The following is a 21,590-nucleotide window of genomic DNA, read 5'->3' on the forward strand; positions in this document are numbered from 1 at the left end:
TCTTCTGGTAAGGTACTTTTGAGCAGGCGGCTAATTGTGGAGTTACTCACGTCATAGCGTTCTGCCAAAGTTGAGGTTGTTTCAGCAGTTTCTCGATATAACTTCAGAATTTCTTGCTTGTCAGAATCTGTTAATTTTCTCACGGTAGATACCAAAATTTTTTAAGCTCGTTTTCGCCCACGCTCCCGCCGATTTCGGCTCAATGATGCGTCATGTTCCAGAACAGCGCCCATGCCAAATAAAACTCCACTAAATACCCAAAACACTTCTAATATCTCTCCACTTTGATAGTTGGGCCCTTGAGCATATTTAAACCACATATCTGCAATGTAGAGCGAAAACGCGGCCGCTGCAATCATTCGCCAAGACTGGGCAACTCGTCCTCCCCAGAAAGCAAGTAAGAGTATGGTAGCAATAATCAACAAAAACACATCACTAACTACGTAAAACCAATTCAAAATACTTACTAGTAGCTCTGTAGATGTTGCCTGTTGCATAGAAATCCACCATGCTAGCAAACTGCCGAAAAGTCCAATTGCGAACACTATTAGCCATTGCCATTTTTCGAGATTAATTCGTCTGGATGCTACAGCTAAAATCATGCCTGCGCCAAGAGATAAATAAGTCAGTACAAAAAATACATCGCCAATAGATACATCTGGTTCTTCATTTAAAATGATTTCGGTATAGCCGAAAAAGATCCCTCCCAGGAAATAAGACAGCATACCTATAGCAATTGCGAGCCAAACATTCCGACTACTGACGATTTGCGGGCTGCGCCAATTCCTCAAGCATAAAATACCGGCACCCAGGTAAGCGAAAGCTTCAAAAATATTTGTACCAATTACATACCACTCGGCACGGCTTTCTACGCCATCTACGCCTGGGACTTTGGCACTGAATAACAAAAAGTATAACAGCGCCAGTACGCCCCAGCCGATGCTAGCCAAGACGATGTTTTGATTGGTGAGAATTGATTTGGAACGGTAGGAATCTTTGTATGAGCTACTCATAGGAATTGACTAGGTAAATGCACTGTGGCAGTTTTTTGATGTGCAGGACTGTGTAGGTAGCGGTTTATCTGTCCAATGATGCACAATTGAACGCCAAAAGCAAATGCCATTAGCCGCAATTTTTCCAACACTTTCCATGCTATTGCCACAGTTTACTCAGTGAAGATTGATTTAGCCAACTGATAAACAGCGATCGCTCTGCTTCTGGCATATCTTGTAATCTATCAACTACTTGATGAGCAAAGTTAGCATTACCAAAATATGTTTTGCCTAGTTTATGCAATTCTTGTAAGAAAATCATCAGATGATTATCTTGCCAAGCGGGAAGTTTGGCAGCCTCTAGAGGGTTGATGGTTAACAACTGTTTAACTGCTTCTGGGGTAGATACTTCCGGGAATTGCTGCTTTCTCAATACTTCTGCAATATCTTTCTGAAATAATGAGGCTTGCCGAGTTCCTAAAAATTCTTCAATTTCCATATAAACGGCTTGTAGCAGCAAAATACTGGCTTGGATGAAAATCCCTGTCTTGCTATGACTACCTGTGTCACCACCTAACTGATCTAAGCGCACTTTACCCCAGACGCTAAAACGATCTGGTTCCTCTAGTAAAACACAAGCTTTGCCCCGATTATCGGTTAATTCTCTCCACAAGGCTCTAGCTTCTTCCTCCTGGCTAGCTTTGAACAAGCTAATCAAGCGAAAAGTTTGCCCCTGATAATGGAGGATCGGCACTTGCTGATCCCGTTTTGGGTGCTGAATACTCGATATCTCAACATCCTGCCGCTTCAGAATAAACATGGCACTAGCAAATAACTCCTCACAGGGGCTTTGTGGATATGCGATCTATAATCCGATTTGGCAGTATCGCCAAGAGTGCGATTACCTAGCGTGATATTGGGGTTAGCCTCGCGATCGCTCTTTAGCTACCCTATAGTAAGCCGCCCAAAGGGCATTTACACCAACACCACCCATTGACCAAACAATATAGCTAATGAATAGCCTATTTGCTGCGTTTTTAGTGTAAATCGACTATACAGCGACTTGCATCTTAGCCTTGCATATAGAAAATGTGCAATTTTAGATTGCTTCTTGTTAGGGAAGAAGGATATAATTGGGTGGATGGCTCTCTTAGAGCCAATAATTTTGTTTGGGCGCGTAGCTCAGTGGATAGAGCCACGGATTTCTAATCCGTTGGTCGCAGGTTCGAACCCTGCCGCGCTCGTTTTAATTAACTAAAAACTCTATCCCCTTATGGGTAGGGTTTTGTCAGTGGTCAGTGGTTAGTAGTCAGTAGCAAAAATATTTTTAAGACCATTCTGGGGTTAGGGTATTAAACCAGATAAAAAACAACTAACAACTAACAACTAACAACTAACCAGCTTAGCGTAAATAGAAATGTTAGTTTCATTCACCCCACGGGATTAATAAATCAGATGAAATACATAAATCCGCGTTCCTTAGCTTATTTGGGCAAAGTCGTTTTTGCTGCAACATCTGTGGCAATGTTCTCTCCAGTAGTTTCTGCCTACGCAGCTTCAGGGTTATCTACCACCGACACACAAATACTTAATAATGCTCAAGGTCAACAACTGTTAGCTATTACAAATATAAAATTAAGCACAAGGCGAAATTCGCTCAAGGGTTAAAAGCAGGCGATCGCGTGGTGGTGAGATTGTATGATCTACAGAAGCGCTTTATTGGCTATAGCGAATTTGAATTGTTATCAGCTAACACCACAGTTAACCTGATTTTGTCTACTAATCCGACACAGTATCAAGTCATTCGCACCGTTTATGGTGTTGACACCAACGAAGATGGCATGATTGATACAGGTACTACCTCCTACGACTACTTCACTCAAGTTAGTAACCAACGAGTCACTTTCCTCAGCAGTTCCCAAACTATCAACGCTAGTCAGTTCCAAGCAGAGGGTTTGTCAACGGTTGGCTTATTCAACAGGTTTTTTAGGGAATGTAGGTAATCAATTCAATCCGACTCAAAGCCTGTCTCGCTTAGAAGTTTTGGTAGCATTGGCGCGAGGACTTAACTACACTTTTAGCGGTTCCACAGAGTCGATTTTGGCAGCTTACACAGATGCTGCTGCAATTCGTAGTGATGTTCGTAGTGCGATCGCGGCACTTACAGAAAGAGGTATTGTAGTTAATTACCCTGATATTCAGTCTCTGAATGCTGACAAAGTAGCAACTAGAGCCGAAGTCAGTGCTTTAATATATAGAGCATTAGTCAGCACTGGTGAAGTGGCAGATATTTCCTCTCAGTATGCCGTGGAACAAACACAGCAGCAAGCTGTAGCTGAGGATAGCACTGAAACTCAGACAGAAAATGTAAAACCCCGTCGCCATTGTAACCAGGGAATTGGTAATGGTTCTGAAGGTTGCGACCCTGGCAATTCTCGTCCCCACGGAGGTAGCAACGACGAAGGCGGACGTACTCCTGGTAAAAAGTAATTCTCATTGGCTTTGAGTTGTAGAGATGTGATTAGTCACGTCTCTACAAGTTAGTTAGTCGAGTTCCATAGCTGAATTTTCTGTTCCATTGTCTTGCATATAAACATCTCGAATAGGAAAGGGAATTGAAATTCCTACTTGTTGATAGCGTCTGTGTAATTTTTTCACAAATAGATGTTTACCCATGCGTTGATCAAAGTATTCGCTAACACGCATATAAAGCGTAAAATCTATACTAAAATCATTGAATGTATGAAATCTAATATAAGGTTCAATTGCTATTAAAGCAGGTGCAATTTCTTGCATAACTTCTTTAGCAACCTCGACAGTCACTTGCTCAACTTCTTCTAAATCACTATCATAACTAACACCTACATTCATTGTTAAAGTAATTTCTTTAGCTGGTAGATGGTAGTTGGTAAAAATCGCCGAAGCCAATTTAGAATTTGGTACAATAATCACATTATTAGAAATTTCTCTGATAGTCGTATTACGCCATGTGATATCTGTGACGTAACCTTCATGACCATCATCTAGTTTTACATAATCTCCGGTTCTGACTTGCTTAGAAACAAGTAGATAAAAACCAGAAAATAAATTTGCCAATGTGTCTTGAAGTGCCAAGCCAACTGCTATACCACCAACTCCTAAAGTTGTGACTATTGGCGTAATTTCAATGCCAACAGTTTGTAAGAGGATTAATGTTCCTAAAACCAAAACGACAGTCATGGCTAGGTTGGAGATTAGTGATGCTGGCACTCCTTCAGTTCTGCGAATAAATAAATTCACAAAACCAGCAGTTATTCTAGCCAAAACTAACGTCACTGAACACAAGAAAATAATCAGAATAATTTTTCGCAGCAGAATTTTAACATCTGCATCGAGCTTTAGTGAAGAATAAAAGATTGCACCGGAAAAGCCAGCAAGCACAAACCAAAGAAATGTCATCCGGTGCAAAGATTGAAATATAACTTCACCACCTGGAATTTGTCTTTCAGCAACAAATTTTCTCAGCTTTTTGAAGATAAATTTTTCACCTATTATTCCCGCTAGCAAGCCAAATAAAATAAATGCTATTGGGAGAATCCATTCCACCATAATCAATTTTAGATTTTAGATTTGACTAAAAATTTAGGTATTCACTATTGTGAAACCATGTTTGTTAAATTTTACCTTGTTAGCAGTATTGGGCGAATATAATTCGCTACTACACAAACGAAGTCCGCCTGCGCGGACTAATGAAAAGTTAAGAACATGGATTTGCCAATTATTTACCATCCAGATTATATTGCTCCTCTGCCAGAAGGGCATCGCTTTCCGATGTCCAAGTTCCGACAGCTGTATGAATTGCTGTTAGCTGACGATGTAGCGCAAATAGAACAATTTCACATCCCTGAACGCCCACCCTCTGAATTGATTGAATTAGTTCACACTCCAGATTATGTTCAAGCTTACTGTGACGGAACCCTAGACCCCAAAGCACAGCGTCGTATCGGTTTACCTTGGAGTCCGGCACTAGTGAATCGTACTTGCATAGCTATTGGTGGTACAATACTGACTGCAAAGCTGGCGCTTAGTCAGGGTTTAGCTTGCAATACTGCGGGTGGTACTCATCATGCCTTCCCCAGTTATGGGTCTGGTTTTTGTATTTTCAATGATTTAGCGATCGCTTGTCGCGTTTTACAAAAACTGAGACTTGTCCAAAAAATCTTGATTGTGGATTTAGATGTCCATCAAGGTGATGGTACAGCTTTTATCTTTCAAAACGACGAGAGTGTTTTTACTTTCTCCATGCACTGCGAAGTTAATTTCCCCGGTACTAAACAAAACAGCGATTTGGATGTTCCTTTACCAGTGGGAATGGAGGATGATGCCTATCTGCAAACTTTGGCCAATTACTTACCAGACTTGTTGTCAAAAGTCCAGCCAGATTTAGTATTTTACGATGCAGGTGTTGACCCTCATTTAGGCGATCGCTTGGGCAAATTAGCCTTGACTGATACTGGCATTTTTCGGCGGGAAATGCAGGTTTTGAGTACTTGTGTAAGTGCAGGTTATCCAGTTGCCTGTGTTATTGGTGGCGGTTATGCCGATGATATGAAGTCTTTAGTATGGCGGCACTCTTTGCTACATCGCGCCGCTAGCCAAGTTTATCAGCAGTACAGGCTTTGAGATAGCATTGTCTAATAATGAACAACGCCAAAGTCAGAATTTCTGAATTATTAAAGGAATTGAATTTAGGTGGCAAAGAGCTATTAGCTATTTGCGCTCAACTGAATATTGCAGTCAAAACCCAAAGAAGCACAATCTTAGAATCGGATGCAGAACGCATTCGCACAGCAGCCAAAAAACCTGATGTAAATATTGCAACTTCCGCAAATTCTGGGAACGTCAAAACTGTAGAAGATTGGGGCTATGTATTAATAGGTTCGACAATTGATAAGTTGATTCAAAATTTTGAAGGTGAAGCTGCCCTGAAATTATATTCTGACTTTCGGGAACGGCGGGAGCGTGCCAACGAGTTAATGTACGAATGTGTTGGTCAAAAACCTTGCCTATTCTATGTACGTCGCAAGGGTAATGGCAGAGACCCAGGAGAAGAAATTTGGGACTTGACAATTGCCACAGACTGGGATGATGTGCAATTACCCGCAAGATTAGCCGAACTCAAAAAAACTATCGGATTTCGAGCATCCGTACAACAAGATGGATACGGTGGTTTAAAAATCCTATCGGCGCATTTGCTACAACCCTCGCGGGGGCAAATCGATGGCTATGCAGTACCTTGTCGCTTACGGCTGTTACCCAACCACCAATATTCTATCGGCATTCCGTCAACAGCCTTGGCACGGATGGCAGCCACCCCAGTCTGTGGCGACCATGTACCAACAGAAGCGCAACTTCAAGCTTGGAAAGCGTTTTTACAGATTGAGGAAAATATTGCCAAGGCACGTCAGTTTTGCGTGCGTTATATAGCTCACAACCATAGTTTGAAGAGGCGCATCAGTTTTGAAATTAATGTGGCCTCAGCCACCCTAGACGGTTCTAATGAAAATTCTTTGGATGTAGCAAACTTCTGGGAACGGGCAAAACGAGCAAGAAACGAAGAAGTGAAGCTATTTGAGAATACTCCCACAGGACAAAGCTGGTATAGCGGTCGGCAATTAGGTGCTATAGAAGAAGTTGACCCCAAACGTGGCATCATCAGCATCAAGCTAGAACGCGATTTAGCTGAATACATAGCAGCAAAAAATTATCAGCTACCAGCCACCGGATTCTTGTATTTCGAGGCAGTTGGTGACATCCAACAAATTAAGCGCAAGAAAAAAGCCTTAGATGATTTGAATCATGGTTATACCCAAAATCCTTACTTGGGTAACTTTTTATTTGAGGCATCCCAAGCTAGACCCATCAAAAAAACTGTGCAACTGCAACCACAGGATTTGTTGTTATCCTCCGCAAATCCTGGTCAAAAAGCAGCAGTAGAAAAGGTGCTGGCCGCTGAGGATTTAGTTCTCATTCAAGGGCCACCAGGTACAGGCAAAACTACTGTAATCGCCGAGATTTGCTATCAAGTTGCTCTGCGTGGTGGACGTACCCTGATTGCCTCTCAAGCTAATTTAGCAGTAGATAATGCCCTGAGTCGATTAGTTCATAACCCAGTCATCCGCGCTATACGTAAAGGACGAGCCGAGAAAGTTGGCGAAGAAGGACAGCCGTTTTTAGAAGACCAAGTAATTGGTAGATGGCTGGAAAATACTGCTGCTGACTGCGAAAATAGAGTTGCTCTACGTTTAGATAATGTACAAAATTTGCGTCAATTGTTGGCATCGTCACCACGATTCATGGCATATCTAAAAGTAGAGGAAGAATTTCATCAAAAACAACATGAATTTCAGACAGCTAAAGCAGATTTAGAAGCAAATTATCAAGAGCAAGAAACAGCATATCAGGAAATCGAAGCCCGAAAAAATGAAGCTGAATCTCTAAGTTTGGGATTAAATAATCTATTAAATGCTGCCCAAAATGTCAACTGGGAAGCTCCAGAAGTTGCAGATTTTTTGCCACGCTTGAAGCCATATACAGAAGGGAATGTTATAGTCAAAAACTTTCTAGCAAATGTTCGTCAAGCCATCAATTATACAGATGAACTAGGCTTAATCCCTCCTGTGTGTGGTGCATTTGGATTAGCAGTTTGGTTACGTGAAACTGTAGCAACTCAATTATCGCAATTGAGAACAACATTAAGTTATGCTCAAGAGGCAACTATAGCCATGTCGGAAGTTGCAGCATCCGCGCAAGTTGTGAAAGAAAATTCTGACTATTTGCATCAACTACAAACAGAGCATCAACAATTATTACCCAAGCAGCAAAATCTACAGCAAACCATCCAGATTTTGCAAAACCGCCAGCGAGAAATTGATTATATTATCACAGCAGTTGTAGATTGGAAGTCTACAGCACCTAATCATATATATCAGGTAATCAATCATTGTCAACAATCGGGTCAACCATTAACAGATAATCTTGTAGACTTACCACTTGGTTTGTGGATGTTTGCTAATTCATTGAAATTACCACTTGTACCTAAAAATTATACAATTAATCTGCCAGATTGGAAGTTATTAAATAAGGCGATCGCTTATGAAATAGAAGGAGGTTTTGTTGATAGAAAAGGTAATCAACATAATTTCAGCTATTTTTTACAACAAGCTTTAAGCCAGATTCCAATGGTGCTATCAACAAGCGATCGCACACAATGGCAAGAAACTTACCAACAGTTTAACGATTATCAATTACTTACTTCTAAACAACGAAAATTACTGATTGAAAATACTCAGTGCTTTTTGAGTCGGATGCAAAAAAATTATGGCGCATCCTGGGAACTAGATAACATCGACTCTACTCTCAAACATATTACACAAGAATTATTAGAAAACATCCTCAAAAATGCACGTCATTGTGTTTCTCGAATAAAAACCGAAACTGAACAACAGCTTCAGAACTTACAACGACAATTCAATGAACTGCAAAACCATGAAATCATCCAACCGCAAATATCTAATATTCAATCTCAATTAGAAAAAGCTAAAGAAAACGGAAAGTTGCAACTTGGACGAGTTATCAATATTTTACAAGAACTTAGCCAGCAGCAAAACATACCTACGAGATTACGTACTTTAGCTGAAAAGTATCTGAATCAGCAATCAAGTATTTGGGAACAACCCCAAGAATTTACAACAAAAGTCAATGATTGGGAAAATTGCACAGAGCAACTAGAAATTATAATTCCATCTTTAGAACCTTTTGCTGTATTAGAAAACATTAAACATTCTTTAGATAAACATCTTTTAAGTCTCAAAGAAGAAGCTGCAACTTCTCAGCAGCAACTCCAAGAAAATCAAACGAAATTACGCCAATTAGAACAACAATTTCAACCAAAAATTTCCGAATTTTTAAGCACAGAAAGAAACTGGTGGCAAACACAATGGCAAGCCATACCAGATAAATTAAAACCTCAAAATATTAGTAACGACTTGTTTAATTGGGAATTTTTGTACAGCCTTAAAACTCAGTTTGAAGCTTGGCAACAGCAACTCCAAAATGAGGAAAATTATCTGAGGCGATATCAACATTTTATCGAAGATTGGATTGCAAAAGTCAAAAATCCTACAGACCGCGATCGCAATGACTTACGGCGCATTTATTTAGATAACTCCAACGTCGTTGGTATCACCTGTGTACAAGCAGCTGGTCGAGATTTTTCTGAAGAATTTAAATCCTTTGATGTGGTAATTATTGATGAAGTCAGTAAGTGTACTCCACCTGAATTACTCATACCCGCTTTAAAAGGTAAAAAATTAGTCATGGTAGGCGACCATCGACAACTACCACCCATGCTCGACACTAGCACCTTAGAAGAAGTTGCTCAAAAAACTAGCAGCACACGAGAAGAACTACAATTTTTAGAAGAGTCACTTTTTAAAAGTCAGTTTGAAGCTGCTGATAAAAGCATCAAACAGATGCTAACTACGCAATATCGAATGCATCCCTTCATTATGGGAGCAATCAATCAGTTTTATGACGGTAAATTAGAATGCGGTCTTTTAGAACCTGACACTAAACGCGCACACAATCTGGTAGGTCAAATCATTCAAAAAGACCATCATCTTATTTGGGTAAAAATGCCTCAAGAAAAGGAATTTCAAGAGCAACGTGATCATACTTCGTTTTTTAATACTCCTGAAATTGATGTAATTGAACGTCTGTGCCAACAGTTTGAAAGTACTTGGTCTAATAAAGTTGCTAATGGTGAGCCGAAAAAACAAATTGCCGTAATTACATTTTATGGCGCTCAACTGCGAAAAATTGATGAGCGCCTGCAATCTGAACTTTTTCCTTCATTAGAAATTCGCACAGGTACAGTTGATAGATTTCAAGGTATGGAAAGACCTGTCGTAATTGTGAGTATGGTTCGCAATAATAATCAGGGAGATGTAGGATTTGCTAAAAAACCAGAACGGGTAAATGTCGCTTTCTCCCGCGCTCAAGAACTACTAGTAATTGTGGGTTGTCATGATTTATTTACTAATCAATCTGGTAGAGTCGGAGGCATGTATTCCGAGGTTTCAAATACTGTATGTCGTCATGGAGGTTTCGTTGATGTTTCTCGCCTGTTCAGCTAAACCTATGACAATCTTCTAGCTCAGATTTTAATTTTTAAGTAACTAGAATTTTAACGGGAACACGGTACAATCCAAAGACACTTTGATTGTTACCAACGCGGGTTAAGGATGGAAGCGAATTTTTTGACGGCTGTTTTTCTGCCCCTGGCTCTATTTATTATCATGTTGGGCATGGGGTTAACCTTGACCCTAGAGGACTTCAAGCGAGTTGTAATCTATCCCAAAGCGGTGCTGATTGGCTTGGGGGCGCAGTTGATTATGTTGCCAATTGTGGGCTTTGGCATTGCGTCGGTGTTTCCCCTTGACCCACAATTAGCCGTAGGCGTGATGATTTTAGCAGCCTGTCCCGGTGGCCCTACTTCTAATATGATTACGTTTTTGGCTGGGGGTGATGTTGCTCTTTCTGTGACGTTAACAGCTATTAGTAGTTTAATTACAGTTTTTACAATTCCTCTGGTAATAAATTTGTCAATGCAGAGATTTTTAGGAGAAGGAACAACGCTACAGTTACCTTTCTTAAGTACTGTTTTGCAGATTGCGGTAATTACACTTTTACCTATAGCAATTGGGATGATAGCCAAGCGATATGCACCCGGATTGGCAGACAAAGTAGATAAACCTGTGAAATGGTTGTCTTTATTTTTCTTGGCGGTGGTAATTACTGGAGTGTTGCTGCGAGAACGAAATAATTTTGTTTCTTATGTAATAGATGTCGGCTGGGTAACTCTGGCTTTGAATGTCGTAACAATGGTTTTAGGTTTTGCGATCGCTACCTTAACCCGATTAGGAGAAAAAAGCACTACAGCAATTACAATAGAAGTAGGAATCCAAAATGGGACACTGGCGATCGCGATCGCTTCTACCCCTGCACTGCTGAATACTCCTACAATGGCCATTCCTGCGGCAATTTATAGTCTGCTAATGTTTGTAACTGGTGCTGGATTTGCTTGGTGGGCTAGTCGTCGCCAAGGCTTGTTGAAAGCATAAAAGTAGTTTGCCTCATTTTAATTGGTATATAGAATACCGTATGCTATTGCTACTAAAGCACCATATTGCCCACATACTCTAAAACTTCAGGACTAGAAAACTCAAAAGATAAAACTTTGGAACTTGGTTTAAATAAAACAGAAGATTCAGTAATATAAGGTATATCTATTAATCTTTGACGCTTCCACTCAGGATAAATGTAATTTTGCAACCAACAAGTTAGCTCCCAAGAATACTTGTTATCTATCTCATTCAATAGTGCTATTGCATTATTTGTAGATAAAAAATCAAATTTTTCTCCATACAGGTCTAACGGGAAAGCGAGATTCCTTAGAAGGATTTCATATTTACTTTTTTCTGGATTTGATTGCTGCTCAAAACAATAATTAATCAGAGAAAAACCTGCAATACTTAAATCTAAAGTATCAGAAGCAAATATAAAACTTTCACCATCTTGACTTGATTCGTAATCAATAGGTAGCCAGAAATCTATACAAAAAAACTGATAATCAGTAAACATAAATTCCCTCATATTTTAAAATAAGAACCAAATTACATCGGCATTGATTAGACTAATAAATTTCAGTTAAATTACTTTACATAGAATAACAGTAGCCATCGTGTGAGCAATACTTAAGATAAAAGCTATATAAATAGTTTTAAATTTTTAAAATTTCCAATCCAGCATAACTTTTTAATAATTATTGGATTTTATATCAAAGTTAAAACAGTAAAATGAGCGCGTATTTAAACCATCTAAATTACAATTAAACTTTCTGTTTTTAAATAAACAGTTGGAATTCATACTGTGAAAACAATACCACTATGCCTACTAGTATATTTATATATCTTAAGGAGTAAATTAAAGCAGTTTAAATAACTTTTAAGTGCCCTTTTATACTAAACATTGCAAAATATCAATAACATCGTGCGTCTACATGGAGGTTTCATAGATGTTTCTCGCCTCTTCAGCTAAACCAATTGATGACAATCTCAAAAATTTAGTAGACGAAATTGAAGCGCAAAATCTTAGTTTATCGGTTTTAGCAGCGCGTCAATTTCGTTATAATTTGTATCAAAATCGTGTAGAAATCACTATTAAAGAACCACGAGAATTTAACGTACTCGAAGAATTTATCATCCGTGCGGGAATTGAATTTAACCCTCCACCAACAGAAGACGAATTAGCATCTGTACTTGGGCTTGATCCTATATTTGTCCGCAGTACAACTGCAAATCTTAAAATGTTACAAACTCTATCAGCAACATCCCCAATTACAGTTACCCCTGAAGGTCGTTTATTTTATGAGCAAGGTTCTGTACCACAGCCTCCATACTCTGTCCAACTTTATGCTATTTCAGATCTTCTAAATAAAAAGTTGACTTTTCAGTCTGAACCTTTAAACGATATTTCATTAAACCTACCTGATTTAGCAAAGTTTATAACTATTGATAATAAAAATCCTGATATTTCTTCATTATCACTTGCAGAAATTCAACAAAGTATTCAAGCTTCAGGGTTAGGTTTTCACGTCCCAGAAGAAGGCAAAATTGTTACTTTTTGTAAGTTAATAAGTGGAAATCAAACGATTGGGGAAAAAATATCACTTTTCGTATTTTACGATGTTCTTGAAGATAAATTGAGCATCCAATTAAGAAACGGCAAGCACATTTTAGAATCGGCATCAGTTTTGCTGGAATCATTACAAGCCGAAGGAAAAATATCTTTGCAGTCATTATGTGAATTGTCAGATGAAACCATCAATTTTGAACGTCAAGCAATCCTAAATCAGAAAAATTTAGAAATTGAAGTAAAACTTGAAAAGATTCGACAGCAGGCGCTAAAAAATAGCTTATCAGAACAAGGTACAGCTATACAATTACGCGATAGACAAATTCCTCAATCTTTTTCAGAAGTTCTAAATTCAGCTAAACGTCAAATTCTGATTTATTCACCTTGGATAACTCAAGCAGTTATAGATGATAAATTCTTGAGCCTGCTACAAAAATTAGTAAATCGTGGAGTTTGGGTTTTAATTGGATATGGAATTGCACGGCGACAAGAAGACGAAGATAAACAAATTTCCCCAGAAATAGAAGAAAAACTGCGGGCAATAAAAACTCCTGATGGTTTGCCATCTGTACAGGTTTTTTGGTTGGGAGATTCCCATGTCAAAGAAGTAATAGTTGATCGAGAAATTTATCTTTGCGGATCTCATAACTGGCTTTCTTATCGTGGTGACTACTTACCAAGAGGTGAATCAGTCTATAAAGTTACAATTCCTCAGCAAGTCCAAGAAGCTTATACATTTCTCGCTAATCGCTTTCAAAATCACGCTCAAGAACTATGGCAAAATGCTTTAAAAAACCGCGATTATCAACTAGGTGTAAAGTCTTTATGTATTTGGGGTGCGTTAAGCATGGAAGATATTGCACTCCAAGAGAACGAGCAAAATAATTGGTTGGAACTTTTGCCTGTATGGTTGAATGTAACACTTCAAGGATTAAGATCGAATAATATACAAGCAGATTCAGAAATTTTTAAAATAGCACTTTCATTATTAAATCAAGTTGCTATTGAAGAAGCTTATATTGAGTCATTACAACAAGGATGGCGTAAAGTTATAGGTGCGATCGCCACTCATAATTATGAAATTGCTTTAAACTTACTTAATGACGAAATATGGGCACAGTTTTTACGTCTTCATATTGCCCATGAGAGTGATTCGCCTGATAAATTTATCTCGCAACATACAAAACCTCAAAAACAACATCAGGAAAAACCAACTATAGAAAAAAAGGCAAGGAAACCACGAAAAACCTAAACATCGTTACATTCTTCCTAAAATTGCCGACTTTAACCTCTTACTCCACGCCTCTGCATCATGTTCATTTTTTATACTTTGCTAAAGGTGATATTACATAGAATAGTCAAAACATCTATCTTTCTTAGTACTTTGGAGTAAAAGATTCTTAACTTTGGATTAGCTCAAATTGCAGATGCAGAGATTCGTCTAATTAGATACAATTTATAAGCAGGGAGAGCCGAGGAGAATTTATAAAGTGGCGCTATTAAAAGGCTTTGAGATTGAGATGTACACTGGCACACCTCAAGGTGAAATAGTCGGTCTCTCCGACAAAATTGTCGGATCTTTGGATGGATTTATGCGCGAGCCAGATAGCCGCAATGTGGAATACATAACCAACCCATCCAGCAATTATGAGAATCTCTTGTGCGCCTTGTTGCGTCCCAGGCGGGAGTTACGAAACTATCTCCAACGCTTGGGTAATTACACTCTGATACCAGGGAGTACTCTATCTTTAGGTGATAGTGATCGCTTTTTTCGCTCTGACCCTACTAACCCCTATCACGACTACATAGAGACAACCTACGGCACAAAAGTAGTTACCGCCAGCGTTCATATCAACATTGGCATCAGCGACCCGGAAGTGTTAATGCGGGCTTGTCGGGTGATTCGTACAGAAGCACCCCTATTTCTCGCTCTTAGCGCCTCATCTCCCTTCCTAGATGGCAAAACTACTGGCTATCACTCTACCCGTTGGGGAATCTTCCCACAAACGCCTGTCCATGTGCCATTATTTGCTAGCCACGCCCATCATATTGAATGGGTGGAAAATCAGCTAGCTGCTGGGACAATGCAAAACGTAAGGCATTTGTGGTCATCAGTGCGACCAAATGGCGATCGCCGTCCATACAACCTCAATCGTTTAGAATTGCGAATTTGCGATTTAGTCACAGATCCGATTGCCTTGCTAGCTATTACTGCCTTCCTAGAAGCGCGTCTGTTGCAAATAATAGAGAATCCTAGCATCGATCCGTTAATCCAAAGTATTTTTTCTCCTGAAGAACTAGTCACCCTCATTGCTAGCAACGAAGCAGCAGCAGCTAGTAGTAGTCTTGATGCTCAACTGACACATTGGCAAGATGGCAAAAGAATTTTAGCTAGAGATTGGATTACTGAACTTTACCAGGACGTTTGGGCGATCGCCAAACAACAAGGTTTTAGCTGCTTTCTTTCTCCTGTGCATAAAATCCTCCGCGAAGGAAATGAAGCTCAACAGTGGTTGCAATTGCACAAAGTTGGTTTTGATAGCCAGTGCGTCATTACCCAGGCTATTGCAGTCACGCAAGAACGCGAATTGGAATTAGAAAACAATTTGTGTTCGTCCCTAGTGGTTTAATACTATTCTGTCTTCATACCAACAGTAGATTTTCTGGATATCTAACCAATTCCAGAAAAATCTACAAATACAACCATTTACTGTATTTTGTCTCCAAAAAAAGTCATGTTGCCTAATACAGGTGAAAAATACTCTCAGATAATCCTCTGGGAGAATTTATTTTTTGTTTTAAAAAACTAATCGATAGAAGTCAATTGATATTTATTAATAAAACCTATCAATGACCTCTATCTTATGGTAGATTTGCTCTGGTAAAAATATCATTTTATACAAAATAAAAGTTATACGGTCAATGCCTCAGGTAGTTTTAGTCAATCCGCAAATACCCCCAAATACAGGCAATATTGCTCGCACTTGTGCTGCTACAGCTACTGAATTACATTTAGTTGGGCCTTTGGGATTTGAAATTAGCGATCGCTATCTCAAAAGAGCCGGTTTAGATTATTGGCCTTATGTCAAACTGCACTATCACGAATCCCTAGAAGCCTTTAAAGCCATACACCAAGAGCGTGGAGGCAGATGTTTGGGTTTCAGTGTTAAAGGCAGTTTTAATTATGTCCAGTTCCAATTTCAAAACGATGATTGGTTACTTTTTGGTAGTGAAACCACTGGTTTATCACCAGCGATTTTGTCAGCTTGTGATGCAACTCTTCATATCCCTATGGCCCAACCTCAGGTTCGCAGTTTGAATCTTTCAGTGAGTGTAGCAGTCAGTTTATTTGAAGCCCGTCGTCAGTTGGGCTGTTTACTATAGTCTTTATCCATAATTTGTACTCAGTACTTACACTTAAAAAGTTTCCAAATATTCGTCTCAGGATAATCCACATCATTTTTATTCGTGAGATACTAAAAGATAATTTCTTAGTCCATAACGACATGCTGTGGGTCAAGACTTCTGTGGGTTTATGGGATAGATCAAACATCTAAAAGCGCGAGCAAATTCAATTGCATTAGCGAAAATAAAAACTACTTCCATAAATTTGACAAGCTAAAGTACATTTTTATACTAAAAACTATAAAATTATGTGAAATTGGTGAGAAATACTCATTCAACAAAGGGGGTTGACATAAGAAATTTGTATATTAGATTTCCAGACATACCAAATTTAAATGATAGATTTTGATGAATTTGAATAGTTTTGGCTTGAGGAATAAAAAGGTTAAAACCTTGTCTTATCAAGCATTTGAGATATTTTGAATGAATAGGTATTTCTCAGGAGGACAAAAGTAGCTATAAGTTTGTACGGTTGTTTTCTAGGGAATAATCAACGTAAAGTCTCATGTTGGGAAGACGGATCAGGTAGAAAAACCTTGAAGATATCTACAGCAGGGGGCATCGCTTTTCCAGAAGTCGTAGCAACTTAAATTGCTCGCAGCTACAACGGACTTGGTAAATATATATTTTCCAGTCACAGCTAGTGAAGCAAAATAGGCGCAGATAACTGCCAAAAGTAACATATTCTAGGGTGTTGAGGAGTGGAGAGGACAAGTAAGCACAGCAATTTTTACGTTTTGCTAACAGGTGTGAACTTGTCTAAATCAGAGAAGCAGGTTAATCTTGCCTAAGTATCTCTGATGAATGTGATCTTGATCCATAATTTGATGTGATCTAAATCATTGACTAGTATCCGACTGAAAAAATCGAGACTCAGTTAAGCGCTAGTGATCATAGGAGGTCGTCTTTGAAACGAGCATTGAAAAAAAGAGTGAAGGCTGTGCTGAAAAATACCCCCAGCAGTGATGGTGCCCCGTTAGAACAGCTAAATACAGTTAATCCAATGGTTAACCGTCGAGTACGGACAAAAGCCGCCATGATTGGCTTAGCAATCTCAATGGGCGCAACTAGCCTTTTGGTGACTCGGCAAAGTGATCAAGCCCAAGCAGCAGCACCTGTAGGTAGTCAAAAGGCCGCCTCAACAATTCCGGCTGCTCCTAACACTGAAATGAAATTTGCTTCCATAAAGCTGAAGACTCAAATAGTTTCATCAGCCAGCGTGCCAGAAAACCCTGTCATCGTGGAGCCAACAGCAATTTCACAATTACCTGGGCTTGAAGCTAAATGGCAAGTTGCAGCAGGCGGAATGTCTGTGTCAGTTCCTGCATCAGATACTGTTTCCAAAACAACGGCTGACAAATCTTTCATCTACCAGCAATCCCAATTGTTGCAGGCAGGACAAACAGCCGCACAACAACTATCTAGTGTTGATGGTGTTGCTGGTGGACAAAATTCATTCCTGAAAACCCAGGCACAACAAAGCGCAGTTGATAGTACTGAAGTTAATGCTCAACTCAAAGCACAACAAGAGTTTGCACTAAATCGCTTACAAGAAAAATCTAACCGTTTAAGAAAAAGTCTGGCGGAGTTGGGGTCTAAGGAGTCCACAAATTTATCAAAAGCTAAAATTGAGTTAGCGCAGGCAACGACTGAAGTAGATAAATTACCGCCAATAAGTACGAGCAACACGGTAATAGAACAGTCGTCAAGTCTCAGTGATACCAGCCAAGCTGACCTCTTATTGAGGTTAAAACAGGCAAGCGAAACGAGTGAGCCGACGCAGCAAGTAGCAACAGCACCCATACCAGCCACACCAAAAGCTGTTGTGTCATCGGCCGCTAAAGCCTACGAAGTTAAACCTGGAGATACACTAGCGGCGATCGCTAGCAGGTACAATACTTCAGTTTCAGAAATAGTTAAGGCAAATAATCTCAGCAATCCCAATCAACTGAAAATCAGCCAAAGACTGATTATTCCTGCTGCTAAAGTTGAACCTGGCGCTATCCAAATTCCAGTTGTAGCTAACCCAACCAGCAACTCCCAGGTAGCTACTTACCCTGGTTCTGCGGCTTCACAGGTATCAATCGTCGCCGATAACAGTAGCGTTAATATCCCAATTCCAGCACCTGCAAATAACCAGGTAAAGGAAAATACTGCGATTGCACCCAACCCAACCCCCGCAAATGTCGATACTGATGGCGTGGGTGGTGATACTCCAGTGCCAAAAGCTTTTGCCGAAATGCAGCTGTCTAAAAAACCAGGACAGAAGGTAGCAAGAGCAAAAAATGAACGTCTGCAAGGCCTACAAGCAGAAATCCAAAGGTTACAGGAAAAATACCGCGCCCAACAATCCGGGAATGTAGTTGCGCCAGCAGAAACTGATATTGAAAGCAATAATAATACTGCTGCTGTGCCGATTCCGGTTGCTATCCCTAATAATTTTGCGGTATCAACACCCGTTTCGGAACGTAAAGATTTTGCAGTAACAATTCCCGTTCCTAGCCCAATAGCACCTAGCTATAGCACTCAACCAATTAAGCCAGAATTCCGTGCTGCTCGCTCCACTAACGAGCCAATAAATCCAGAGTTCTTGCCTAATCAAACGGCTGGTCAGTTCGCTACTTCTCCTAAAACATCTGGTACGAGAATAGCAACACCTCCAGTTGGAGTTAATGCTGCTGATTCTTTAGGGAAATCGCGAGGAACAACTGTTTCTCCAAACTTCCCTCTCCCACCATTGGCAGCAGTAGATCAATATCTACCCAAACCGATTGACGAGACTATACCCCCTCCTTCATCGTCTTCTGTTGCCTATGTTTGGCCCGCAAAGGGTGTATTCACCTCCGGCTATGGTTGGCGTTGGGGCAGAATGCACAAGGGAATTGACGTTGCTAATGCTACTGGCACACCAGTTCAAGCGTCAGCAGACGGTGTGGTAGAAAAAGCTGGCTGGAATAAGGGTGGCTATGGCAACCTTGTAGAAATTCGCCATCAAGATGGCAGTATGACTCGTTATGCTCATAACAGCAAGATTCTGGTAAGAGCAGGTCAGCAAGTTAGTCAAGGAGAAATAATTGCCAAAATGGGTAGTACTGGTTTTAGTACTGGTCCACACACCCATTTCGAGATCCATCAATCAGGTAAGGGAGCAGTCAATCCCATCGCTTTACTACCGAACCAGAACCGCATGTAGTTTCTACCTGGCTCTAACTAAATAGTTATCTTATTTATAAGAGGGAGTTTAATTAACTTCCTCTTTTGTTTTTAATTGCCCCAAATAAGAGACTTCCAACTAAAAAATATCCCATCGTTATGGAAGCAGGAAGAGAAGTTGCCATAGCGAAGCGTAAAGCCTGCGGCATGGCTTCTCTACGAGACGCGAACGCTTAGAGCGAGTCTGCGAGCGTCGGAGGGTTTCCAACGCCGTTGCTTATGGGGGAACCCCCAAGACCGTGCTGCCTTACCGCACTGGCTCCTCTAAGCAAACTTCGGGGAGCAGGGGAAGATCGTTATAAAACCGCTGTAATTTTGATCAGTTCAGTAAATTGATGTTACAGAAATTGGAGGCTATTTTTGGCAGCCTTTGTTCTTTTGTTCACTAAAGTTTGTAACTAAAGATACATAACAATTTTCATGAACATTTTATTATCTGTGTTTTGAACGGGACTTTACCTTAATTTAAAACAGAATAAATCTCCAATTTTTGATTTTATTTTCCGGGTACTTGATGAACATAAGGAAAATGTAAGTATGGTTAAGAAAATTTTAAATATTTCTGAATTAATACTGACTTCAAAAAATAACAGTATTCTTCTACTTGTGTATTAGTTACGAATATTACTAAGTTTATGTACAGATTAATTATTATATACGATAAAAAAATTAACTTCGATTTTTTTGAGTAACAATATCGGTAATTATCAATTGTAAATTGATCAAAAAAATAGTTTTCTAGATTCAGTATCAATATCAATTTTTTTAAATTAGTTGATAGCACTTATGAATAAAAATTCCCTTCAACGAAAGTTAATAAATCCGATTTAAAAATTAGTAAAGCTACGAGACTACAAATCTAACTTTAATCATAATCATCAATAGCTGATGATTATTCAAAACCACATTGTTTAAGTAATCAATCACTAATTTTGAATATTATAAATACTTTAAAAGAATAGTTATAAAAATTCAAATATAAACCAAGCTAAACCATGTATCCCTCTTCGTTGTTAAGAGTTCAGAGAGATTTGAAAAAACACACTACTAACCAACAATCTCTCACTTCAGAAGCGGCTATCATCAAACTTTTACAGGTAGTTGCAGGGGATACAAACTTACTATCAGACTTTAGCCAATCTTGGACTGTTCAAGAGTTTCAACTAGGTGACGAACTAACTAATTACGCTATAGTTCAGGAAATTAAAGATAATAGCAATAATATTCTGTATTTAGTTTGTCAGGGTCGAGTGCGTCTGCTAGGGTTTGATACAACTGTCGGGCGGGAAGTTTCAACTCAGTTACTCTTAGCACAGCAAACATTTGGCGCAGACCATTTATTGTGTGATCAAGCTCTACCATACCGGGCGATCGCATCTGCCAAGCTAGCAGATATATATACTTTTATCCAAACTTTGCCTTCGGGACATAACACTCAAATAGGAGAACGGGGTTTAATGCTTTCTGGCGGACAACGCCAAAAAATTGCGATCGCCCGCGCATTGATTAGGAATCCAAAAATTTTAATTTTTGATGAAGCAACTAATGGTCTGGATGCAGAATCGGAACGCTGCTTTCAACAGAATTTAGCTCGCATGAGTCGGTACCGTACCACTTTGATCATTTCTCACCGCCTCTTTAGCGTTCGCTATGCTGACCATATCCTTGTCTTAGACCGAGGTATTGTTGTTGAACAAGGAAAGCACCAAGAACTAATGGCGATCGGTGGTCTGTATTCCCACTTAGCCCAACTACAGATTCATTTATAGTCTCACCTACAGAAATTTAGTACGCTTCGATATACCTACAAATTCTATCTAGATAAACTTAACAATTCCTCTATAAATTAACTTTCTTAAGTTTACTGAATCATCTTCAGGCTTAACTTACTATGTCTGGCTTTTTCCACACTGACAAGGGAATATTTCGCTACATGCAGATTGCGAGATTTAATGTAGGTTTTTAGAACCTAGCATAAAACTGTAAAATTCACAACTTAATTTTTCATTCAGCTATATTCACGGCAATTTTTTGGTGAAGTTGCCAGATACACCATGTCTAGAAACCTTGCCAATCAATATATTCAGATAATTTCGATACACATAGTTTGACTAGCAGATTATAAAAATGTTTTTCAAGAACCTTTAAACAGTATATTTTAGATTTCTTTAATAATATTTTTCTGGCTGGATTTATCAGTTGTTTGTAAATGTAATTAATGGTAAATTATCCTGGTATACTAAA

At 39.3% G+C, this 21,590-nt stretch carries 15 protein-coding genes, 1 tRNA gene and 1 pseudogene; 12 read left to right on the forward strand and 5 right to left on the reverse strand.

The genetic code is table 11. The features are described 5' to 3' along the window. From I8751_RS13845 to I8751_RS13855, 3 genes are all read right to left on the reverse strand, one after another. On the reverse strand, positions 1 to 143 hold a 143-nt coding region (locus tag I8751_RS13845; RefSeq protein WP_214439758.1), incomplete at its 3' end, for a sigma factor-like helix-turn-helix DNA-binding protein. Between the two features lie 18 nt (positions 144 to 161). After that, positions 162 to 1,013: a hypothetical protein gene (locus I8751_RS13850; RefSeq protein ID WP_214439741.1), complete on the reverse strand. Its 852-nt coding sequence runs from the start codon at positions 1,011 to 1,013 to the stop codon at positions 162 to 164. A 139-nt stretch (positions 1,014 to 1,152) separates the two neighbouring features. Beyond that, on the reverse strand, positions 1,153 to 1,812 hold the full coding sequence (locus tag I8751_RS13855; protein WP_214439742.1) for an Npun_F0813 family protein: 660 nt from the start codon (positions 1,810 to 1,812) through the stop codon (positions 1,153 to 1,155). Between the two features lie 351 nt (positions 1,813 to 2,163). Here I8751_RS13855 and I8751_RS13860 point away from each other — a divergent pair. The 4 genes from I8751_RS13860 (at position 2,164) to I8751_RS29620 (ending at position 3,482) form a co-directional block, all read left to right on the forward strand. Further along, positions 2,164 to 2,236: transfer RNA gene (locus I8751_RS13860), tRNA-Arg, on the forward strand. Positions 2,237 to 2,447: 211 nt separating this feature from the next. Next, entirely contained in the window at positions 2,448 to 2,660 is a 213-nt protein-coding gene (locus I8751_RS13865) for a hypothetical protein (RefSeq protein WP_214439743.1), read from the forward strand. 26 nt (positions 2,661 to 2,686) lie between these two features. Further along, a complete protein-coding gene (locus I8751_RS29615) occupies positions 2,687 to 2,995 on the forward strand; it encodes a hypothetical protein (RefSeq protein ID WP_225894146.1) in 309 nt (102 codons plus the stop codon). Next, positions 2,958 to 3,482 (forward strand): S-layer homology domain-containing protein, encoded by a 525-nt coding sequence (locus tag I8751_RS29620; protein WP_225894147.1) that lies wholly within the window; start codon positions 2,958 to 2,960, stop codon positions 3,480 to 3,482. Before I8751_RS29615 ends, I8751_RS29620 begins: the two co-directional genes overlap by 38 nt. Positions 3,483 to 3,536: 54 nt before the next feature. On the opposite strand, the gene I8751_RS13875 is transcribed toward I8751_RS29620, so the two are convergent. After that, positions 3,537 to 4,580 (reverse strand): mechanosensitive ion channel family protein, encoded by a 1,044-nt coding sequence (locus tag I8751_RS13875; RefSeq protein WP_214439744.1) that lies wholly within the window; start codon positions 4,578 to 4,580, stop codon positions 3,537 to 3,539. Between the two features lie 156 nt (positions 4,581 to 4,736). On the opposite strand from I8751_RS13875, the gene I8751_RS13880 reads away from it, so the two are divergent. The 3 genes from I8751_RS13880 to I8751_RS13890 all read left to right on the forward strand — a co-directional run bounded on the left by I8751_RS13880 (position 4,737) and on the right by I8751_RS13890 (position 11,155). Next, positions 4,737 to 5,654, forward strand: a complete 918-nt coding sequence (locus I8751_RS13880; RefSeq protein ID WP_214439745.1) for a histone deacetylase family protein — start codon at positions 4,737 to 4,739, stop codon at positions 5,652 to 5,654. Positions 5,655 to 5,671: 17 nt separating this feature from the next. After that, positions 5,672 to 10,168, forward strand: coding sequence for an AAA domain-containing protein (locus tag I8751_RS13885; protein ID WP_214439746.1), 4,497 nt, complete (start codon positions 5,672 to 5,674; stop codon positions 10,166 to 10,168). Positions 10,169 to 10,276: 108 nt separating this feature from the next. Beyond that, entirely contained in the window at positions 10,277 to 11,155 is an 879-nt protein-coding gene (locus I8751_RS13890; protein WP_214439747.1) for a bile acid:sodium symporter family protein, read from the forward strand. A gap of 52 nt (positions 11,156 to 11,207) precedes the next feature. On the opposite strand, the gene I8751_RS13895 is transcribed toward I8751_RS13890, so the two are convergent. Beyond that, on the reverse strand, positions 11,208 to 11,675 hold the full coding sequence (locus tag I8751_RS13895) for a hypothetical protein (RefSeq protein WP_214439748.1): 468 nt from the start codon (positions 11,673 to 11,675) through the stop codon (positions 11,208 to 11,210). Positions 11,676 to 12,108: 433 nt separating this feature from the next. Between I8751_RS13895 and I8751_RS13900 the strand changes: the two genes are divergently transcribed. From I8751_RS13900 to I8751_RS29625, 5 genes and pseudogenes are all read left to right on the forward strand, one after another. Then, positions 12,109 to 13,980 carry a phospholipase D-like domain-containing protein gene (locus tag I8751_RS13900; protein WP_214439749.1) on the forward strand — a complete coding sequence of 624 codons (1,872 nt, stop codon included), beginning with the start codon at positions 12,109 to 12,111 and terminating at the stop codon, positions 13,978 to 13,980. Between the two features lie 238 nt (positions 13,981 to 14,218). Continuing rightward, positions 14,219 to 15,358, forward strand: coding sequence for a glutamate--cysteine ligase (gene gshA / locus I8751_RS13905; RefSeq protein ID WP_214439750.1), 1,140 nt, complete (start codon positions 14,219 to 14,221; stop codon positions 15,356 to 15,358). Positions 15,359 to 15,650: 292 nt separating this feature from the next. Further along, on the forward strand, positions 15,651 to 16,112 hold the full coding sequence (locus I8751_RS13910; RefSeq protein ID WP_214439751.1) for a tRNA (cytidine(34)-2'-O)-methyltransferase: 462 nt from the start codon (positions 15,651 to 15,653) through the stop codon (positions 16,110 to 16,112). A 961-nt stretch (positions 16,113 to 17,073) separates the two neighbouring features. Then, positions 17,074 to 19,326, forward strand: a complete 2,253-nt coding sequence (locus I8751_RS13915) for a peptidoglycan DD-metalloendopeptidase family protein (RefSeq protein WP_318780322.1) — start codon at positions 17,074 to 17,076, stop codon at positions 19,324 to 19,326. 1,246 nt (positions 19,327 to 20,572) lie between these two features. Beyond that, positions 20,573 to 21,115, forward strand: a pseudogene (locus tag I8751_RS29625) (ATP-binding cassette domain-containing protein); the annotation flags it as partial. Positions 21,116 to 21,590 lie beyond the last annotated feature (475 nt).

This window comes from Atlanticothrix silvestris CENA357, assembly GCF_016056295.1.
Taxonomy (GTDB): Bacteria; Cyanobacteriota; Cyanobacteriia; order Cyanobacteriales; family Nostocaceae; genus Atlanticothrix; species Atlanticothrix silvestris.

Excerpts from the sequence above, each read along its gene's own strand:
- I8751_RS13900 (WP_214439749.1), top strand. The coding sequence starts at position 12,109 with ATGTTTCTCGCCTCTTCAGCTAAACCAATTGATGACAATCTCAAAAAT.
- I8751_RS13865 (WP_214439743.1), top strand. The coding sequence starts at position 2,448 with ATGAAATACATAAATCCGCGTTCCTTAGCTTATTTGGGCAAAGTCGTT.
- I8751_RS13850 (WP_214439741.1), bottom strand. The coding sequence starts at position 1,013 with ATGAGTAGCTCATACAAAGATTCCTACCGTTCCAAATCAATTCTCACC.
- I8751_RS13910 (WP_214439751.1), top strand. The coding sequence starts at position 15,651 with ATGCCTCAGGTAGTTTTAGTCAATCCGCAAATACCCCCAAATACAGGC.
- I8751_RS13880 (WP_214439745.1), top strand. The coding sequence starts at position 4,737 with ATGGATTTGCCAATTATTTACCATCCAGATTATATTGCTCCTCTGCCA.
- I8751_RS13895 (WP_214439748.1), bottom strand. The coding sequence starts at position 11,675 with ATGTTTACTGATTATCAGTTTTTTTGTATAGATTTCTGGCTACCTATT.
- I8751_RS13855 (WP_214439742.1), bottom strand. The coding sequence starts at position 1,812 with ATGTTTATTCTGAAGCGGCAGGATGTTGAGATATCGAGTATTCAGCAC.
- I8751_RS13890 (WP_214439747.1), top strand. The coding sequence starts at position 10,277 with ATGGAAGCGAATTTTTTGACGGCTGTTTTTCTGCCCCTGGCTCTATTT.
- I8751_RS13885 (WP_214439746.1), top strand. The coding sequence starts at position 5,672 with ATGAACAACGCCAAAGTCAGAATTTCTGAATTATTAAAGGAATTGAAT.
- I8751_RS13875 (WP_214439744.1), bottom strand. The coding sequence starts at position 4,580 with ATGGTGGAATGGATTCTCCCAATAGCATTTATTTTATTTGGCTTGCTA.